The organism is Microbulbifer sp. SE14 (assembly GCF_059834885.1).
In genome coordinates, this window is record NZ_JCBAJA010000051.1 from 1 (window position 1) to 18,616 (window position 18,616).

Consider the following 18,616-nt stretch of genomic DNA (forward strand, 5'->3'; position numbering starts at 1 on the left):
CTTTGATGAGTCGTGCCAACAAAGATTTGCAGAGCATCAAGAAAAACAAGAAACTCGTGAAATCATTTTTCCAAGAGGCGGCTGTATCCTTTGCTGCCGCCTAGGTAGTAAGTAAGATTCCGGTCTTTCTTGAGCGCAGGCGTTATTGCCTGCGCTTTTTTGTTTCTGGGGTTTGTTGGGAGTCGAATTTCGGTTCGGTTGTGGTGGCGAGCCTTGCGTTCGACCAGGGCAGGGTTGGGCGAGCACAAGGTTCGCCCCTACAATTCTGACTTTGATTTGGCTGGTAGCCAGGTCGTGATTGCAGAATGGATTGCATTTCAAAGTTGAATCCGCGTGGGATTTATTGATTTCATTCCCTGTGGTTTGTTGTTTGGTTGTTGGTAACTACTTACCCACAAGGAACCAGCTCCGACTCAAGGGAACTACCTTGTAGGAGCCTGCCTGCAGGCGAATGGCTACGGAGCTCTGTTATTGTTCGCCTGCAGGCAGGCTCCTGCAAGGGGAAGTAGTTACGGTAATTAAATATAAATTTAATGTCGCCATATTTCCATTTTGTCGTCTATGGTCGGTTTTTAATATTCTATTTTCCATTTCTTATGGTTTTGGATAGCTATTTGTTTTTAAGGGGGAATACGGTTGAAATATTTCTTCTGTAGTTTATCTGTCACCGTGGATAAGCAGTTCCAAGGGTATATGTCTGAAGTTCTCTTCTGATAAACACTATCTATCTAATTCCATTAAGTGGAGCTTGTGATGAAAAAAGTAATTGTTGCTTTGGATTTCTCCAAAATTTTTGGTCTTACTGCTGTTGTTCTGGGGGTGTCGCTGTTCACTGCCGGTTCCGTACAGGCTCAGGATGTCAGTGGCCGGATGTGTGCCATTTCCGGTTATCTATCATTCCAGGGCCCGCTGACTGCGGAGGATGGCGCGCATGAGGTTTACGGCGAGGCCACTATCTCCGCCTGCGCGGACGAGAATGGCCCGGTAGAGGGGGTTGAGGCTGTGGTGTCATTCGCTGGCAGCGGTAATGCCAATTGCGCACTGCAGAGCTTCTCCCTGACCCAGTTTGTTCAGTGGAACTACGGCAAGCTCGATTTCGTCACCCTGCAGCCGGCCATTGGAGATCGCGCTCCCCTCGGTGCTTACAAGGGGTCGGTCAATTTTGGCGAGTCTGCCGGAGACGAGGTGATCATGACGGCGCTCAGCAAAGAGCCGCTGCAGACACTGAGCTGCCTGCTGGGTGTTGAGCCCATGGGAACCTACAACTTCAGCGGTGTGCAGATCTTTGCCAGCGCGGAGTCCAGTGCGAGCCTTTGAAGCTAAGGTGGTAACAGCAGTCCGGTGTGTTCCTGTTTTCCAGGCGATAAGGGACTTGGTGAAGATCGTTACAGCCTGGAAAGACGGGTTTCTGGAAGAGGGAGGTTTGGGCAAAAAGTAGATTGACTCCCCCAGACCGCAATAGCCGGCATACGGATGTGTCCGGTTGAAAGGAATGAATGTATTCCCTCCTTCGATTGCCCCGGATTTTCCCGCAAGCGTTGGTTTCGTAAAGAAAAACGAATGATCGCTTGTCGCCAACCGAATTGAATTCCGTCTTTAGGTTTGCGGGTGTTGTGATGACCTTTACTGTGCGAGTGCCACATATACCCACAAATGAATGTCTCTCTCCATTGGTTCGCTTCCCATTTGGCAGTGAGAATGGTAGGTGGCGGTGTGTCGTGACCCCGCGCCCCCAATTGATGCGCAGCCTGGTCTGCGCTTTTTTTTCATGTGGGTACAGGCGGCTATTTGTCTTTCGTTGTCATTTTTTTGCAATAAGCCTTTGCGACCATCGGGAGGGCCGTAATCAAAAATCTCCCAATAAGCGGTTGCCGGGGTAACTTCTGGATAATCCCTCTGCCTTCCCACTGCGCTCGCTGGCGCTATCGTGCCATTTTTTTGGCCTGCTCGGCCTTTTCCCGGCCGTGCCGGCCGTTGCGCAGCCCTGTTTGCCTGAGGCTGCGGAACAAAGCCCCGCCTATGTGGCAGATACAGAATCGAGCCTGATGTCTGCGCTGCATGCGCTGGCCGCGGATTTCGGCTACCGATTGGTCACCAATCCCGTGCTGGTGGGTGGAGTGCGCGTTGCGCTGCAGCCGGACTGTGGGCCGCTGGAGTTGCGCGCGCGCCGGTTACTGGAGCCGCAGGGGCTTGTCTATCAGGTGATCGGCGACACCATGGTCGTCTACCGGCCGCAGGAGAAAGAAACGGAGGCTCCGGCGGAGAAGTCCGAGCGGGAGAGCCTGGCAGAGGTGGTTGTGGTGGGGCGCAGTTTCGACCGTGGCAACGCGGAGGCGGGTATCGGCAGCAGTTACGGCAACTACCGGGGCGGGGCGGATGCGGTGATCGACTACAACCGCATCAATGCCCTGGGCATTACCGACCTGGGCTCGGCGCTGGCGCTGATCTCCGGGGTGAAGATGGAGCAGCAGCGCTACGCGGTGATCCGCGGCATGGCCGGCCGCTACCAGTCGGTGCGCCTCAACGGCGCGGTGATCCCGAGCCTGGAGCCTTCCACCCAGCGGGTGCCCATGGATATCTTCCCGGTCAATATCCTGAACCACGTGGACCTGCGCAAATCGGTGTTTGCCGATGCGCCGGGCAATGCCAGCGCCGGTGTGGTGAATATCGAGACCCGGCGCATTCCCGAGGAAAACGCCCTGACCCTGGTATCCGGCGGTGGCTATCGCAGTGGCACCACCGGGGCGGAGGTGATCCGCGGCTACGTGGGCGACAGGGACTGGCTGGGTTACGACGACGGCGGCCGCGACTTACCGCAGGCGATTGCCGATGGGGCCAGACTGGGCAGGCCCCAGGACTGGCCCGCCGCGCAGCGGGAGGCGGCGGGCGAGGCGGTGCCCCGGGACTACGGCCTCTACAACGGCAGGGCGGGTGCGGATGGTTTCTTCAGTTTGAGCGGCGGGCACTACTGGCAGCGGGATTCCCACAGCTGGGGCGTCAGCGCCTCCCTGGGCTACCGGAACCAGTGGCGCCAGCTGGACCTGCACTCCCAGGTACTGAACCGGCGTGTTGTCGAGCCGGATGGAGAGGGCGGGGAGCGGGATATCATTTTCGCCACCGAGGATTCCACCCATCGGCGCCTGGACAACCTCATCAATACGAATGCGCTGCTGGCCCTGGGCTACGGCCTGGAGGGCCGGCACCACCTGGGCGCCAATTTTCTGCTGTTGCGCCAGAGCAACAACCACACGGAACAGATCGAATCCCGTGAATATAACGCGCTGGGTGAAACCGACGGCGGCGGAGCCCTGCGCAGCCTGTTCAACTGGACGGAAATGCAGATGGCGCTGGGGCAGCTCTACGGCAGCCACTTTGTCGGCACCGAGGAGAATGTCGCCGTCGACTGGCACCTGACGTCCGCGCGCTCCGGCTATTCCCGTCCCTATGATGTGAGCTATCGCTACCTGCGCAACAGCTATTCGTCATCCTACACCTTCGACCCGGGCTACGGCGGCTTCCGCGTGGGCTGGGAGGATATGCGAGAGGATACCCTGAGCGCGGGCCTGAACGCCTCCTACCGCTGGCTCGGGGAGGATTGGTCCGGGGAGGTGGAAGCGGGGCTGGAGGCGCTGGGCGCGCGCCAGGATGGCTACCTCCTCGGCTACACCTTTATCGCCAGGGGCGCCATCGATGCCGACCGGGAACTGATGGAGCGGAATAACCCCGGCGATATCCTGACCCCGGAGACCATTCTCGGTACGCCGGACTCCGATGGCTTCCTGCTGGAGAATCAACCGAAATGGATACTGAATCCACCGGAGCTGGACGGGGACTTCTATGCCGCCGAACACCGCAACCGCGCCGGTTATCTGCTGGCGGATAGCCGCTACGGCGACCGCTGGCAGTTTTTGCTGGGGGCGCGACGGGAGGGCGACAGCGTGGCGGCGGATTTCTGGGATGCGCAGCCGCAGGGCTGGGTGTCGCTGCTGGACGAGCGCCGGAATCTCTACTCCGCCGCGGTGAACTTTTCCCCATCCGATGGCCAGGATCTGCGCCTGGGTTACAGCCAGACGGTGGCCTGGCCCGGCGTCAACGAGCTGATGCCGCGGCGCTACGAGGATATCGACCTGCGCATAGAGGTGACCGGCAACCCGCACCTGGAAGTGGCGGCGGCGGAGAACTGGGATCTGCGGTGGCAGTTCGACGATGAAGACCGCGGCCTGCAGGCCAAGCTGCTCGGCTTTTACAAGCGTATCGACAATGCCATCGAGGGGGTGTTTTTCGACCCGGTGATCGAGGGTAACCGCACCTTCGATATCTATACCTACGTCAACACCGACACGGCGACACTCTACGGCTATGAACTGGAACTGGATTACGAAAGAATTTTTTCCGGCTCTCACAAGCTGGAGCTGAAATCCAGCTATTCCAATATGTTCTCTGAAGTGGAGATTCCGCCGGAATTGGAGCGGGGAGGGCAGCGCAGGCCGCTGCAGGGCCAGCCGGACTACCTGGGCAGCCTGCAGCTGCAGTACCGGCACCTGGAGAGTGACCGCAGTGTGTCACTGTTGTACAAGCGCGCCGGGGAGGAGCTCTTTATCGTCAGCAATACCTATAAGGTTCCCCCGGTGTACCGCAACACCCACGACAGCCTGGCGCTCAGCTGGAACTGGCGCATTATGCCCGGGGTGCACGGCACCCTGACGGTGGATAACCTGCTCGACGACGAGCACCGCTATGCCCAGGGCGGGCAGATCTATCTGGCTTACCGCGAGGGGCGGAAATACGAGTTGCGTTTGGCGGTGGGTTTTTGAATTTGGCTCCCCTCTCCCGCTTGGGGGAGGGGGCCTGTTACGGGCTGCGGCGCTCAGCCGCCTTCGCCTCGGGCGCTTCCAGTACTATGCCCGAATCGCTGCGCTCGATATTCAGGTTGTGCAGCCTGGCAAGTATGCGGATATTGTTTTCGATTTCCCGCAGGTCGAAGCTGCCGCTGACGGTCAGGTTGCCGGTATCGTAGCCCTTGGCCACCAGCGGGATATCGGAGAAGCGGTTGAATTCCGCCAGCAGTTCCGACAGGCGCAGGTTCTCCACCTGTGCGTAACCGTCAATCCAACTCTTGTAGCCTTCCAGGTCGAACTTCCTCACGGCGCCGGTGGCGTTTTCGGTAATCCGCAGCATTTCACCCGCGGATACGGTAACTGCGATGTCGGGCTGCCTGATCGGGCTCGCCGACACTCTGCCTTCGAGTACGGTCAGTTCGGTGACGCCGAAGCGCTGGTCCACATTGAACACGGTGCCGAGCGCCTGTATCGAAGCCTGCCTGGATTCCGCGATAAAGGGGCGGTCGGGGTCCTTGGCGACGGTGAACTGGGCCTCGCCGTTATACAGACGTATGCGCCGGCGGCGGTCGGTATAGCTCACGGCAACCTTGGTGGTTGCGCTCAGGTCCAGGATGCTGCCATCGATGAGCCTGTTGCTGCTCAACTGCTTGGGTTCCGTCTGGTAGACCTGGCTGATAGCGTTGTTTGAGGTGTTCATATTGTGAATCAGCGTTGTTGTTATAGCGATCAGAAAACTCGCAGCGGCGGCCAGGTACCATGGCTGCCCGGCTGGATTCCTGGTTTTCCACAGCTGCGCCGGCCTGGTGTCCCGAGTGCTGTCGACCAGTGTGATTGCCTGTTCGAAGTCGGGGTGGTTCCAGATATTTTCCACCACCCTGGCCTTGTACTGCCTGGCCGGCTTTTTCCGCAGCCAGGCTTGGAAGCGCTCGCGCCCCTCGGCACTTGCCATATCCATGCCACCGTGTACCAGCCAGTGGTAGATTTTTTCTTCTTCTTCGGCGCTGAGTTTGTATTCTCTGTTCATAGGGTTTTTACCTCCTGGAATCCGACATTTGCAACGGCCAGCTTCCGGAGGTTAAAAATGCTGTGCCATCTTGGATTCAATCGCTTTTAATGCGCGATTGAGCTGTTTTTCCACCGCCTTGACTGAGATGCCCAATAACCTGGCTATCTCTACATTGGTTTTTCCGTGTAGTTTTCTCATCACGATAATATTTCTGGTTGTGGCCGGCAGGGCATTCAGTTGTTTGACGAACAGGGCCAGGCGTTGCTGGTCATTCACCTGTTGCTCCGGTTGTGGGCCCTGGCAGCTGATGTCCTCGTGCAGCGGCTCTGTACTGTCGGTATACTGCCTGTGGCGCAGGTCGTCGTTGATGATGTTGATGACGATGCGGTACAGGTAGCCGACGGGGTTGTCGGGTTGCCCGCCCGCCCGAAGCTGCCTGGTGAATCGCGCAACGGCTTCCTGGTAAATGTCCTCTGTCTCCTGTGCATTGCGCACGCGCTTGCGAATAAAATTCAGAAGCTTCGGCTTTTCCGCTGAGAGTCCCAGGAACACGTCTTCGTTGGCTGCTTTCAGCTTGTCCATTTCGGTCCAACTTCTATGCGCAGTAATCCGCTTGTCATCTCGAGGTGCCTGCTTCCCTGCCGAACAACTCCCGGAGCCCGTTTTTAAACCAAAGACGTGAGAAGGGTGTGATAGGCGTCATAAAAAATTATTATCAGTTATTGTTGTTTTATAGTTTTTTGGTGGGGCGTTCCTGCCTGTGCGTATTGGGGCTATTCTTGCCTGTCTGGAATCGTGGAGTAAGTGGATGAATCGGGACCTGGATATCTTCGAGCTGGCACGGTCTCTGGGTGGCGAGCTGGAAAAGCGCGGCTGGCACGCCACTGCGGCGGAGTCCTGCACCGGCGGCGGCATAGCCGCAGCCATCACCGCGGTGCCCGGTGCCTCCAACTGGTTCGAGGGCTCGCTGGTCAGCTATGCCAACCGCATCAAGCGCGACATGCTGGCGGTGTCGGAGGAGGATCTGGAGGCTCTCGGTGCGGTCAGCGAGGAGGTGGCGCGGCAGATGGCCAGCGGCGCACTGGCGATGATGGATGCCAATGTGGCGGTGGCGGTCAGCGGTGTCGCCGGCCCGGACGGCGGCACCGAGGAGAAGCCGGTGGGTACAGTGTGGATCGCCTGGGCCAACGCCGAGGGGCAGGAGCCGGTGGATATCGATGCCAAATGCTTTCACTTCGACGGCGACCGCGCGGAGATTCAACGGCAGACGGTGGTCGAGGCGCTGAAGGGAATGTTGGAGCTGGTACGGGCGCATCCGCAATAAGAGCAGGATCTACGCATCGAATGTAGGTTGGGCTGAGTGCAGCGAAGCCCAGCCCAACACAGGGGCGCCGCAATGTTGGGGCTGACTTGCGCCGTCCCTGGCGCTCGCTCTTCGGGCGCCTACGGCGTTCAAATTCACTATGCCACTACACGGCAAATTTGTCGCGGAACCCACCCCAACCTGCACAATCCCCCAGTCCCCACATCACTGGTTGCTTATACAGTAATCCTTCGATAAGCTTGCCCCCAACTAACAACGCTCAAACACACGGGAAGGGTCATGGATTCCAACAAAGACAAGGCACTGCAGGCGGCGCTGTCTCAGATCGAGCGCCAGTTCGGCAAGGGTACGGTTATGCGTATGGGGGACAAGGAGCGCGAGCGCATTCCCGCGATCTCCACCGGCTCCCTGGGCCTGGACGTGGCCCTGGGGATCGGCGGTCTGCCCCGCGGCCGTATCGTCGAGATCTACGGTCCGGAATCCTCCGGTAAGACCACCCTGACCCTGCAGGTCATCGCCGAGGCCCAACGCAAGGGTGGCACCTGTGCCTTCGTCGACGCCGAGCACGCGCTGGACCCCATCTACGCGGAGAAGCTGGGTGTCAACGTGGACGAGCTGATCGTGTCCCAGCCGGACACCGGCGAGCAGGCGCTGGAAGTGGCCGATATGCTGGTGCGCTCCGGTGCCGTGGACGTGCTGGTGGTCGACTCGGTGGCGGCCCTGACCCCGCGAGCGGAGATCGAGGGCGAGATGGGCGATTCCCACGTGGGCCTGCAGGCGCGCCTGATGTCCCAGGCCCTGCGCAAGCTGACCGGCAATATCAAGAACACCAACACCCTGTGTATCTTCATCAACCAGATCCGCATGAAGATCGGTGTGATGTTCGGCTCCCCGGAGACCACCACCGGCGGTAACGCCCTCAAATTCTACTCCTCCGTGCGCCTGGATATCCGCCGCATCGGCTCCGTCAAAGAGGGCGACGAGGTGGTGGGCAACGAGACCCGCGTGAAGGTGGTCAAGAACAAGGTGGCACCGCCGTTCAAACAGACTGAGTTCCAGATCATGTACGGTCAGGGCATCAACCTGCTGGGCGAGATCATCGACTACGGCGTCAAGCTGGGCCTGATCGACAAGGCCGGCGCCTGGTACAGCTACAAGGGCGACAAGATAGGCCAGGGCAAGGCCAATGCGGTGAAGTTCCTGACGGAAAATCGGGAGGTCCGCGACGAGATCGAGGGCCAGCTGCGCGCGCAGCTGCTGGGCGACCTGGTGCCGGCCAAGCCGGAAGCGGTTGCTGAAGCGCCGGAAGAGTAAGTGTCTTCCTCCGTCGATTTTTCCAATACCGACGAGGCTCAGGCGCTCTTTGGCGCGGCGCTTGAGCTGCTCTCCCGCCGCGAGCACTCCCGCCTCGAACTGAGGCAGAAACTCGCGGACAAGTTCCCCGGCGCCGACTTCGATGCTCTGTTTGAGCGATTACAGGAACTCAATTACCAGTCCGACCGGCGTTTCGCCGAAGTCTTCGCCCGTTCGCGTGTGCAGCGCGGCCAGGGTCCGCTGCGGATTCGCCGCGAGCTGCAGCAGCGCGGTATCGGCAACGAGCTGATTGCCGGCGCGCTGGAGCAATTGGAGGCGGACTGGTTTGCGCTGGCTGCCGAGCAGCTGCAGCGCAAATTCCGCACCCCCGTCAGCGCCGCGCTGCCGCGCGAGCAGCAGATGAAAGAGCGCGCGCGGCGCCAGCGCTATCTCGCCTACCGCGGTTTTCCCGCCGATGCCATCAACTGGGCCCTGGACGCAGGAGATTCCGACTTATACTCTGACCCGGGTCTGTAGGAGCGGCGGGGCGGCCATCCGCCCCGCCGCTCCTACAGTAATGATGAGGTTGAGAATAATAAGCGCGAGAAGTCCCTATGATCCTGTCCATCGACCAGGGCACCACCGGCACCACCGCCTTCATATTCGACGACAGCGGCGCCCTGATCGGCCGCAGCTACTCCGAACTTCCCAACTACTATCCCCAGCCCGGCTGGGTGGAACAGAAAGCCGAGGAAATCTGGCGGGTCACCCAGCGCGTCTGCACCGCCGCGCTGGAGCGCGCAGGTATCAATGCTTCCGGCCTGACGGCCATCGGCATCACCAACCAGCGGGAAACCACCATCCTGTGGGACAGGCAGACAGGCGAACCGGTGTGTCCGGCGATCGTCTGGCAGTGCCGCCGCTCGGCGGAGATCTGTAAGGAGCTGGCCGATGCCGGCAAGGCCGACTGGCTGCGCGAGAAGACCGGCCTGGTGCTGGATGCCTACTTCTCCGCCAGCAAGCTGCTGTGGCTGTTCCACGACCAGCCGGAACTGCTGCGGCGTGCCAGGGCCGGCGAACTCTGCTTTGGCACAGTGGACAGCTGGCTGATCTGGAAGATGAGCGGTGGCCGCACCCACCTGACCGACCACACCAATGCCAGCCGTACCCTGTTGTACAACCTGGACGAGAAACGCTGGGATACCGAGTTGCTGGACTTGTTCGACTGTCCGGAATCCCTGCTGCCGGAAATACAGCCGTCCGCCGGCCACTTCGCCGATACGGATCCTGAATCCTTCCTCGGTGCGACAGTACCCATCTGCGGCGTGGCCGGCGACCAGCAGGCGTCGCTGTTCGGCCAGGGCTGCACAAAACCTGGGGATATCAAGAACACCTATGGCACCGGCTGCTTCATGCTGGCCTATGCCGGCGCCGAGCGACCGCAGCTGCCCGAGGGCCTGCTGGCGACCATCGCCTGCGACACCGCGGGCCGGCCCGCCTACGCGGTGGAGGGGGCGGTGTTTACCGCCGGTTCGGCGGTGCAGTGGCTGCGGGACGAGATGGGCCTGATCCAGCAGGCGGCGGAGACCGAAATGATCGCCCAGGGCGTGCCCGATACCCGCGGCGTCTACCTGGTGCCGGCCTTCAGCGGCCTGGGCGCGCCCCACTGGGATTCCTCCGCGCGCGGCACCATCTGTGGCCTCAGCCGCGGCACCGGCCGCGCCGAACTGGTGCGCGCCACCCTGGAATCCATCGCCTACCAGAGCGACGAACTGGCGCAGCTGATGGGTGAGGCCCTGGGCCTGCCGATCCGCCATATGCGCGTGGACGGCGGCGCCAGCGCCAACAATTTCCTGATGCAGTTCCAGGCGGATATCTCCGCGCTGCGGGTGGAGAGACCGAAGCAGATAGAGTCCACTGCAGTGGGCGCGGCGCTGCTGGCGGGGATCGGCGCCGGCATCTGGCGCGCCGGCGAGCTGCCGGAGAGCCTGTTGGATATAGAGAGAGACTTTTTGCCAAAGATGGCGGATGAAGAGCGTGAGCGGCTGCTCAGCGGCTGGCGCAGGGCCGTCGCCGCCTGCCGCGCCTTCTGAACCGGGAGGCTTCGCAATGTGATAGCCGACAGTGCCAACCAGTTCAGCCTATTCTCAGGGAAAGGAGGTGAAAACCATGTCCGTGAACGAAGAGCTGCAGAGCACCATCGACGATATGGTGGACGGTCGACGCGGCATTCTGGCCGCCGACGAGAGCAACGGCACCATCGCCAAGCGTTTCGATTCGATTGGCGTGGAATCGACGGAAGAAAACCGCCGTTTCTACCGCTCCACGCTGCTGTCGGTGGAGGGGCTGGGTGAGTTTGTCAGCGGGGTGATCCTGTTCGAGGAGACCCTAGGCCAGGTGGACGACAGGAGCACCCCGCTACCGCAGGTGGCGGCGGCGCAGAAGATAGTGCCCGGCATCAAGGTGGACAAGGGCAAGGGCCCGCTGCCCGGCGCTGCGGGGGACATGATCACCTACGGCCTCGACGGCCTCGCCGAGCGGCTGGCTGGCTATAAGGAACAGGGCGCGCGATTCGCCAAGTGGCGGGAGGTCTACCCGGTCAGCCCCAACAACCCGACCCGGTTGGGATTGACCGCCAATGCGGAAATGCTCGCCCGCTACGCGGCGGTGTGCCAGTCCGTCGGTGTGGTGCCGATAGTGGAGCCGGAGGTACTGATGGACGGCGACCACAGCATTGAGCGCGACGCCGAGGTGAACGAGCAGGTGTGGCATGAGGTCTTCCACGCCCTGTACCGGCACGGTGTGGTACTGGAGCTGATGATCCTGAAACCGAGCATGGTGACGCCCGGGAAGGAGTGTGCGAAGGCGCCGCCGGAGCAGGTGGCCGAGTACACCATGCGCAGTCTGCGCCGCGCTGTGCCCGCCGCCGTACCCAGTATCAATTTCCTCTCCGGCGGCCAGGGGCCCGAGGAGGCCACCGCCAACCTGAACGCACTCAACCAGCTGTGGCAGGCCCCCTGGCAGCTCAGCTTCTCCTACGGGCGCGCATTGCAGGAGCCGGCGCTGAAGGCCTGGGAGGGCAGGGCCGAGAATGGCCCGGCGGCGCAGAAGGCGCTGCTGAAGCGGGCGCGGCTCAATCACCTGGCGATGCTGGGGGAATATAGCGAGAGCCTGGAGCGGGAATGATGTAATCTCTGGCGGGCAAAAATAACAATAATGAGATGAGCGAGGAGAGAGCTATGGACTTTGTCACCCGCGGAAACCGAATCCACTACCGGCGCTGGTGGGTCGAGGGGGCGCTAGGCGTTCTGGTCATATCCCACGGCCTCGGCGAGCACAGCGGCCGCTACCGGCAGCTGGCGCAGTACCTGAACCGCTCCGGCTTCAGCGTCTACGCCCTGGACCACTACGGCCACGGCCTGTCCGACGGCGTGCGCGGCCATATCGACGACTTCGCCCTCTACAGCGAGGACCTGCATCACTTCATCCGCCTGGTGAAAAGGGACAACGCCGGCCGCGGCCTGCACCTGCTTGGCCACAGCATGGGCGGCGTCGTCGCCTGTGGCTGCGCCATCCGCTACGGCGGCATCGACAGCCTGATACTGTCGGCGCCCGGATTCCGCGGCCTCAATGAACCCGGTGGCCTGGAGCTGTGGCTGCTGCAGCGGCTGGTGAGACTCTTCCCGAGCCTGACTCTGCCCAACCGGGTGGATCCGCGCTGGCTGAGCCGCGACGAATCCGTCGTCGAGGCCTACAAGGCCGACGACCTGGTGCACGGGCGGGTGTCCCTGCAGTGGTTCGACTCCTTCCTGTGCGAGCGCGACTACCTCTATCCGCGCCTGGAGCAGATCACCGAACCCTGCCTGATACTGCTCCCCGACGGCGACCGGATCGTCGACAGCACCACCTGCCGCGACTGGTTCGAGCGCCTGGGCAGCGAGGCCAAGGAACTGTATGTCTTCCCCGACGCCTACCACGAGGTATTCAACGAGGCCGAAGAGGGCCCGCGCGCGCGGGAGCTGCTGCTGCAGCACCTGAAGGCCCTGCTGCCGATGCCGGAGGCCTCGGCGTTCGGCTGAGCCCCCTGCGGAGCCTGAAAGAACAGCTCCCCTCTCCCTCAGGGAGGGGGGCGGATCCCCGTGGTGGATGCGCTTAGCGCTTATCCACCCTACACTCCCCACTCCCCACTCCCCACTCCCCACAGATCCTGCGGCAGGCACGATGAAAAACCCCATCAACCGTTGTACTATACGCGGTCATTTTTGACCCCCGGCACAGGGCCGTGGGGTTTTCGTGGGGTGGAACATGGACAAGAAGTTGCTGAGCCTGTTGGTGTGCCCGGTGAGCAAGGCGCCGCTCGAGTACCGGGAGGACACCCAGGAGCTGGTGTGCAAGGCCAGCGGCCTGGCCTACCCGGTGCGCGACGGCATCCCGGTGATGCTGGAGTCCGAAGCGCGCCAGCTGACCGCCGAAGAAAAGCTGGAAAAGTAGCCCTATGGCCGAGCCCAGCGTCTTCAGCAAGATCGTCTCGGGAGAAATTCCCGTCGAGCGCGTCTACGAGGACGAGCAGTGTATCGTTATCCCGGACCGCTCCCCGCAGGCACCGACCCACCTGCTGATCATCCCGCGCAAGCCCCTGGTCAACCTGTCCGATGCGGAAGTCGGGGACAAGCTGCTGCTCGGCCACCTGATGTGGGTGGCGGCGGAACTGGGGCGCAAATTGGGACTCGAGGGCTTCCGCCTGGTGGTCAACAACGGGCAGGCCGCGGGACAGACCGTCTTCCACCTGCACATCCACCTGCTGGCGCAGAAGAAGATGCCGGAGCAGGGCCTGGCCGAATAGTCGAAATGCACTGAATGCCGAGGTGCCGCATACGGCGGCGCCGACTGATAGATCTCAATCAACGAAGTGGAATTACGCCGGATGAAAAGCGCACAGATTCGCGACGCCTTTCTGAATTACTTTGCCGAGCAGGGCCACACCATAGTGCCCTCCAGCTCCCTGGTGCCGGGCAACGACCCGACCCTGCTGTTCACCAACGCCGGCATGGTGCAGTTCAAGGACACCTTCCTCGGCCAGGAGCAGCGCGCCTACAACCGTGCGGTCAGCTCCCAGCGCTGCGTGCGCGCCGGCGGCAAGCACAACGACCTGGAGAATGTCGGCTACACCGCGCGCCACCACACCTTCTTCGAGATGCTGGGCAACTTCAGCTTCGGCGACTACTTCAAGCGCGAGGCCATCCGCTTCGCCTGGGAATTCCTGACCAAGGTGCTGGAGCTGCCGGAGGAGCGCCTCTGGGTGACCGTGCATATCAGCGACGACGAGGCGGCGGATATCTGGCTGAAGGAAGTGGGCGTCAGCGCCGAGCGCTTCTCGCGCCTGGACGAGGACAACTTCTGGCAGATGGGCGATACCGGCCCCTGCGGTCCCAGCTCCGAGATCTTCTACGACCACGGCGAAGACGTGCCCGGCGGCCCGCCCGGATCCGACAACGACGACCTGGATCGCTATATCGAGATCTGGAACCTGGTGTTCATGCAGTACGAGCGCACCGCCGACGGCGAACTGCACCCGCTGCCCAAGCCCTCGGTAGATACCGGCATGGGCCTGGAGCGCATCGCCGCTGTGATGCAGGGCGTGCACTCCAACTACGAGATAGACCTGTTCCAGGCGCTGCTGAAGGCGGCCGGTGAAATCGTCGGTTGCAAGGACCTCGAGGAGAAGTCCCTGCGGGTGATCGCCGACCATATCCGCTCCTGTTCCTTCCTGATCGCCGACGGCGTCATGCCCTCCAACGAGGGCCGCGGTTTCGTGCTGCGCCGCATCATCCGCCGCGCCGTACGCCACGGCCACAAGCTGGGCCACCAGGAGATCTTCTTCTACAAACTGGTGCAGGCGCTGGCGGAGCAGATGGGCGACGCCTACCCGGAGCTGCGCGAGAAGCAGCAGGTGATCGAAAACGCCCTGCGCAAGGAGGAGGAACAGTTCGCCAAGACCCTGGACAAGGGCCTGGCACTGCTCGAGGACGCGCTGCAATCCCTCGAGGGCAGCGAGATTCCCGGTGAGCTGGTATTTACCCTGCACGACACCTATGGCTTCCCCACCGACCTGACCCAGGATATCGCCCGCGAGCGCGGCCTGACCCTGGATATGGCCGGTTACGAGCGGGAGATGGAAGCCCAGCGCCAGAGGGCGCGCGCCGCGGGCAAGTTCAAGCAGGACTACACCGGCGCCCTGGACCTTTCAGGCGCCACCGAATTTGTCGGCTACGAGACCACCGAAGCCGAGGGCACTGTGGTGGCCATCGTCAAAGACGGCGAACAGGTGCAGCGCCTGGAAGAGGGCGAAGAGGGCGCGATAGTGCTGGACCGCACCCCCTTCTACGCAGAGTCCGGAGGGCAGGTGGGCGACAGCGGCTATTTAGTAGTCGCCGGCGCTCCAGCCGCGGGCGCTTTGGCCGTTGACGGCAACCGCTTCGAGGTGCGCGACTGCACCAAGCAGGGCGCGCACCACCTGCACGAGGGCAAAGTCTTGCAGGGCGCCATCGCCGTGGGCGACAAGGTCGATGCGGCTGTGTCAGCCGATGTGCGCCGGGCCACGGCACTGAACCACTCCGCCACCCACCTGCTGCACGCCGCGCTGCGCAAGGTGCTGGGGGAGCATGTGACCCAGAGGGGCTCCCTGGTGGACTCCGAGCGGCTGCGCTTCGACTTCTCCCACCCGGAGGCAGTCACTGCCAAGCAGCTGCACGCGATCGAGTCCCTGGTGAATGCGCAGATTCGCGCCAACACGCCGGTGCACACCGAAGAAACCGATATCGAGAGCGCCAGGCAGAAGGGCGCCATGGCGCTGTTCGGTGAGAAGTACGGCGATACCGTGCGCGTGCTGTCCATGGGCGAAATCGACGATGGCAGCGCCTTCTCCGTGGAACTCTGCGGTGGCACCCACGTGCAGCGCACCGGCGATATCGGCCTGCTGCGCATCGTCGGCGAGAGCGGCATCGCCTCTGGCCAGCGCCGCATCGAGGCGGTGACCGGCGCCCACGCGCTGGCGCTGTTCGACCAGGCCCAGCAGCACCTGGAGCATGTCGCCACACTGCTGAAGGCGCGCCCGGACACATTGGCGGACAAGGTCGAGCAGTTGCTGGCCAACAACCGCAGGCTGGAAAAGGAAATCGCCCAGTTGAAGACCAGGCTGGCCAGTGGTGCCGGCGGCGATCTCTCCAGCCAGGCGGTGGAAGTGGCCGGCCTGAAGTTGCTGGCGGCCTCCATCGACGGTGCCGATCCCAAGTCCCTGCGCGACCTGGCCGACCAGATGAAGAACAAGCTGGGCAGCGGTGTCGTGCTGCTGGCTGCGCCCGCAGAGGGCAAGGTGGCCCTGGTGGCGGCGGTGACCAAGGACCTGACCGATCGCGTGTCCGCCGGCGATCTGATGCGCTTTGCCGCCGGCAAATTGGGCGGCAAGGGCGGCGGCCGCCCGGACATGGCCCAGGGTGGCGGCACCGATGTGGCGGCGCTGCCGGCCATGTTGAAAGAGGTGCCGGAGTGGGTCGAGGACCAGCTCAACTAGTTAATTTCGGCCAATTTGACTATTTGGCATATCTTCCAAGTTGATTTCACCGAAGTTTGGTGATTTAGTGCGCGGCTTGCGCGAATTGGTACTGCGAGCGCGCACACGGTAGTAAGGAAACACTGACCCCATGAGTTTGTTCGTGCAGAAATACGGCGGCACTTCGGTGGGCTCTATCGAGCGCATCGAGGCGGTGGCCGACAAGGTGGCGGCCTTCCGGGCCCAGGGCCACGAGATGGTGGTTGTGCTGTCCGCGATGAGCGGCGAGACCAACCGCCTGATCGATCTCGCCTACCAGATCCAGGAAAAGCCGGACCCCCGCGAGTTGGACGTTCTGGTTTCCACCGGTGAGCAGGTCACCATTGCGCTGCTCAGCATGGCACTGAAGAAGCGCGGCTACGATGCCTGTTCCTACACCGGCGGCCAGGTGAAGATACTGACCGACAACGCCCACACCAAGGCGCGCATCCAGCGCATCGACGTCGAGCGCATGCGCCGCGACCTGGACGCGGGCAGGGTGATCGTAGTGGCCGGTTTCCAGGGGGTGGATGAAGAGGGCAATATCACCACCCTCGGTCGCGGCGGCTCGGACACCACCGGTGTGGCCCTGGCGGCGGCGCTGGATGCCACCGAGTGCCAGATCTATACCGATGTGGACGGTGTCTACACCACCGACCCGCGGGTGGTGGACAGCGCTCGCCGCCTGGACCGTATCACCTTCGAGGAGATGCTGGAAATGGCCAGCCTCGGCTCCAAGGTGCTGCAGATCCGTGCGGTGGAATTCGCCGGCAAATACAAGGTACCGCTGCGCGTGCTCTCTACCTTTGAAGAGGGCGGCGGTACGCTGATCAGTCTGGATGAGGAAGACAGTGAGATGGAACAGCCAGTCGTTTCCGGCATAGCCTTTAACCGCGATGAAGCCAAGTTGACCATTCGCGGCGTGCCGGACACCCCCGGCGTGGCCTGCCGTATCCTGGCGCCGATTGGCGCCGAGAATATCGAGGTGGATGTGATCGTACAGAATATCAGTTCTGTCGACGGCACCACCGACTTCACCTTCACCGTGCACCGCAACGACCTGGCCAAGGCCCGCGACGTGCTGCAGCGGGTGGCGGATGAGTTGGGCGCCAGAGAGGTGGTCACCGACGACAAGATTGCCAAGGTCTCCATCGTCGGGGTGGGTATGCGCTCCCACGCCAATGTGGCCAGCCGCATGTTCAGCGCCCTGGGTGAGGACAATATCAATATCCAGATGATCACCACCTCCGAGATCAAGATCTCGGTGATCATCGACGAGCGCTACCTGGAACTGGCGGTGCGTGCGCTGCACAGCGAATTCGAACTTTCGGAGCCCAGGGAAGCCGGCTAGCCTCCGTCCAGAAATAGGGCCCACCGCGAGCGCCCTATTTCCTGGACGGGGGCTAGCGAGAAACTATAACCAGAGATTTGGCGGCCGCGAACCATCTATAGCGATTCGGTCATTTGGCGTAGAGTCCGACCTGTTGAGATTTTGATCGACTGGGCAATACTGAATAGTGAGATGGGCAGTTTTCGACCTTTTGCGCCGCCATCCGGTTATCATGACCATAAGCGCAGCTCCAGGGAGTATCCCGCTGCGCTCTATCACAGGATGATCAAGGAGAAGTAGGTAATGTTGATTTTAACCCGCCGGATTGGCGAAACGCTGATGGTTGGTGACAATGTGACGGTTACCGTGCTCGGGGTGAAGGGCAACCAGGTGCGCATCGGTGTCAATGCCCCCAAAGAGGTGGCGGTACACCGGGAGGAGATCTACCAGCGTATCCAGCGCGAGAAACAGTCCTCCGAGGAGGGCGGCAACGAGTAGTCGCTGCCGCTGGGAAAAGGCCGGGAATCCCGGCCTTTTTTATTGCGGGGCCGCCGGCGAGATGGGTATTGGCTTCCAATCCCGGGGCGCGAACGGCATCTGTACAATAAGTGCGCTATAAGCGGCCGATCACCAAAAAGTTATTGATTCCCCATTGATTTTTGCCTCGCCGTTGGTATGATGCCGTCCACTTTCAGCGGTCACCACGAAGTGGTTGGCGGCTGGCGGGAGGCCTCCGCGAGAGGTCGCTCCCGGGAGGCGAGCAGCCGCTCCGGTGAGCAGAAGATTACAAGGTGAGGTGGCCGAGTGGCTGAAGGCGCGCCCCTGCTAAGGGCGTATGGGTTAACACTCATCGAGGGTTCGAATCCCTCCCTCACCGCCATCTGAAAACACCCTCTTTCGAGAGGGTGTTTTTTTTGACTCCGGGCAGCGATGTCCGGAGTTGCGGAGTCAAAATTTCTGCTCCGCAAATCGCCTCGAAAGTGGCTCTCAAAAAACATTGAGAAAGTGCTTGCGGGGAGAAAGGCGGTCGCTATAATGCGCGCCACCTTGAGCGAAGCCGGCAACGGATTCGCCGCTTCGGAAAGCGCTTTTCTAGAGTGGTTTCTGCAGCGGAAAAAGCTCACAAAAAAGAGCTTGCCAAGGTCGAGGAGGTCGCTATAATGCGCGCCACTTCGAGCGGGACCGGAAGCAGCCTTGCGAGGCTGGAGAAGGGTTTCGCGGAGCTCCAGGAGGT

Annotated in this window: 15 protein-coding genes and 1 tRNA gene; 14 read left to right on the plus strand and 2 right to left on the minus strand. The window is 61.7% G+C overall.

What is annotated here, in order from left to right; all coding sequences use genetic code 11:
- The first annotated feature begins 753 nt into the window (after positions 1-753).
- Together AC6R19_RS22120 and AC6R19_RS22125 are read left to right on the plus strand one after the other, a co-directional pair.
- Positions 754-1,317, plus strand: a complete 564-nt coding sequence (locus AC6R19_RS22120) for a hypothetical protein (protein ID WP_500582054.1) — start codon at positions 754-756, stop codon at positions 1,315-1,317.
- Between the two features lie 728 nt (positions 1,318-2,045).
- The gene (locus AC6R19_RS22125) at positions 2,046-4,814 is read left to right on the plus strand and encodes a TonB-dependent receptor domain-containing protein (protein WP_500582055.1); all 2,769 of its coding nucleotides are present in this window, start codon (positions 2,046-2,048) and stop codon (positions 4,812-4,814) included.
- A gap of 37 nt (positions 4,815-4,851) precedes the next feature.
- Here the strand turns inward: AC6R19_RS22125 and AC6R19_RS22130 are convergent, their stop codons facing one another.
- Both AC6R19_RS22130 and AC6R19_RS22135 read right to left on the minus strand, forming a co-directional pair.
- Entirely contained in the window at positions 4,852-5,865 is a 1,014-nt protein-coding gene (locus tag AC6R19_RS22130) for a FecR family protein (RefSeq protein WP_500582056.1), read from the minus strand.
- Between the two features lie 51 nt (positions 5,866-5,916).
- Positions 5,917-6,429, minus strand: a complete 513-nt coding sequence (locus tag AC6R19_RS22135) for an RNA polymerase sigma factor (RefSeq protein WP_500582057.1) — start codon at positions 6,427-6,429, stop codon at positions 5,917-5,919.
- 226 nt (positions 6,430-6,655) lie between these two features.
- On the opposite strand from AC6R19_RS22135, the gene AC6R19_RS22140 reads away from it, so the two are divergent.
- The 12 genes from AC6R19_RS22140 to AC6R19_RS22195 all read left to right on the plus strand — a co-directional run bounded on the left by AC6R19_RS22140 (position 6,656) and on the right by AC6R19_RS22195 (position 18,262).
- Entirely contained in the window at positions 6,656-7,171 is a 516-nt protein-coding gene (locus AC6R19_RS22140; protein WP_500582058.1) for a CinA family protein, read from the plus strand.
- A gap of 279 nt (positions 7,172-7,450) precedes the next feature.
- Positions 7,451-8,485, plus strand: a complete 1,035-nt coding sequence (gene recA, locus AC6R19_RS22145) for a recombinase RecA (protein WP_500582059.1) — start codon at positions 7,451-7,453, stop codon at positions 8,483-8,485.
- Positions 8,486-9,001 carry a regulatory protein RecX gene (locus AC6R19_RS22150; RefSeq protein ID WP_500582060.1) on the plus strand — a complete coding sequence of 172 codons (516 nt, stop codon included), beginning with the start codon at positions 8,486-8,488 and terminating at the stop codon, positions 8,999-9,001.
- 77 nt (positions 9,002-9,078) lie between these two features.
- The gene (glpK, locus tag AC6R19_RS22155; protein ID WP_500582061.1) at positions 9,079-10,557 is read left to right on the plus strand and encodes a glycerol kinase GlpK; all 1,479 of its coding nucleotides are present in this window, start codon (positions 9,079-9,081) and stop codon (positions 10,555-10,557) included.
- 76 nt (positions 10,558-10,633) lie between these two features.
- On the plus strand, positions 10,634-11,650 hold the full coding sequence (locus AC6R19_RS22160) for a class I fructose-bisphosphate aldolase (RefSeq protein WP_500582062.1): 1,017 nt from the start codon (positions 10,634-10,636) through the stop codon (positions 11,648-11,650).
- Between the two features lie 53 nt (positions 11,651-11,703).
- Positions 11,704-12,543, plus strand: coding sequence for an alpha/beta hydrolase (locus AC6R19_RS22165; RefSeq protein ID WP_500582063.1), 840 nt, complete (start codon positions 11,704-11,706; stop codon positions 12,541-12,543).
- Positions 12,544-12,769: 226 nt separating this feature from the next.
- Positions 12,770-12,955 carry a Trm112 family protein gene (locus AC6R19_RS22170; protein WP_108734085.1) on the plus strand — a complete coding sequence of 62 codons (186 nt, stop codon included), beginning with the start codon at positions 12,770-12,772 and terminating at the stop codon, positions 12,953-12,955.
- Between the two features lie 4 nt (positions 12,956-12,959).
- Complete coding sequence (locus AC6R19_RS22175) at positions 12,960-13,307, plus strand: histidine triad nucleotide-binding protein (RefSeq protein WP_500582064.1); 348 nt, start codon at positions 12,960-12,962, stop codon at positions 13,305-13,307.
- Positions 13,308-13,388: 81 nt separating this feature from the next.
- Positions 13,389-16,034: an alanine--tRNA ligase gene (alaS, locus tag AC6R19_RS22180; RefSeq protein ID WP_500582065.1), complete on the plus strand. Its 2,646-nt coding sequence runs from the start codon at positions 13,389-13,391 to the stop codon at positions 16,032-16,034.
- 130 nt (positions 16,035-16,164) lie between these two features.
- Complete coding sequence (locus tag AC6R19_RS22185; protein WP_500582066.1) at positions 16,165-17,403, plus strand: aspartate kinase; 1,239 nt, start codon at positions 16,165-16,167, stop codon at positions 17,401-17,403.
- 282 nt (positions 17,404-17,685) lie between these two features.
- Positions 17,686-17,880 carry a carbon storage regulator CsrA gene (gene csrA / locus AC6R19_RS22190; protein WP_091391203.1) on the plus strand — a complete coding sequence of 65 codons (195 nt, stop codon included), beginning with the start codon at positions 17,686-17,688 and terminating at the stop codon, positions 17,878-17,880.
- 292 nt (positions 17,881-18,172) lie between these two features.
- Positions 18,173-18,262 (plus strand) — tRNA-Ser (locus tag AC6R19_RS22195).
- Positions 18,263-18,616: the final 354 nt, after the last annotated feature.

Bases quoted from the DNA above. Each gene is read 5' to 3' on its own strand.
- AC6R19_RS22125 (WP_500582055.1), top strand. From the start codon at position 2,046: ATGTCTGCGCTGCATGCGCTGGCCGCGGATTTCGGCTACCGATTGGTC.
- AC6R19_RS22165 (WP_500582063.1), top strand. From the start codon at position 11,704: ATGGACTTTGTCACCCGCGGAAACCGAATCCACTACCGGCGCTGGTGG.
- AC6R19_RS22135 (WP_500582057.1), bottom strand. From the start codon at position 6,429: ATGGACAAGCTGAAAGCAGCCAACGAAGACGTGTTCCTGGGACTCTCA.
- AC6R19_RS22160 (WP_500582062.1), top strand. From the start codon at position 10,634: ATGTCCGTGAACGAAGAGCTGCAGAGCACCATCGACGATATGGTGGAC.
- csrA (WP_091391203.1), top strand. From the start codon at position 17,686: ATGTTGATTTTAACCCGCCGGATTGGCGAAACGCTGATGGTTGGTGAC.
- AC6R19_RS22140 (WP_500582058.1), top strand. From the start codon at position 6,656: ATGAATCGGGACCTGGATATCTTCGAGCTGGCACGGTCTCTGGGTGGC.
- AC6R19_RS22120 (WP_500582054.1), top strand. From the start codon at position 754: ATGAAAAAAGTAATTGTTGCTTTGGATTTCTCCAAAATTTTTGGTCTT.
- recA (WP_500582059.1), top strand. From the start codon at position 7,451: ATGGATTCCAACAAAGACAAGGCACTGCAGGCGGCGCTGTCTCAGATC.
- glpK (WP_500582061.1), top strand. From the start codon at position 9,079: ATGATCCTGTCCATCGACCAGGGCACCACCGGCACCACCGCCTTCATA.
- alaS (WP_500582065.1), top strand. From the start codon at position 13,389: ATGAAAAGCGCACAGATTCGCGACGCCTTTCTGAATTACTTTGCCGAG.
- AC6R19_RS22130 (WP_500582056.1), bottom strand. From the start codon at position 5,865: ATGAACAGAGAATACAAACTCAGCGCCGAAGAAGAAGAAAAAATCTAC.
- AC6R19_RS22175 (WP_500582064.1), top strand. From the start codon at position 12,960: ATGGCCGAGCCCAGCGTCTTCAGCAAGATCGTCTCGGGAGAAATTCCC.
- AC6R19_RS22170 (WP_108734085.1), top strand. From the start codon at position 12,770: ATGGACAAGAAGTTGCTGAGCCTGTTGGTGTGCCCGGTGAGCAAGGCG.
- AC6R19_RS22185 (WP_500582066.1), top strand. From the start codon at position 16,165: ATGAGTTTGTTCGTGCAGAAATACGGCGGCACTTCGGTGGGCTCTATC.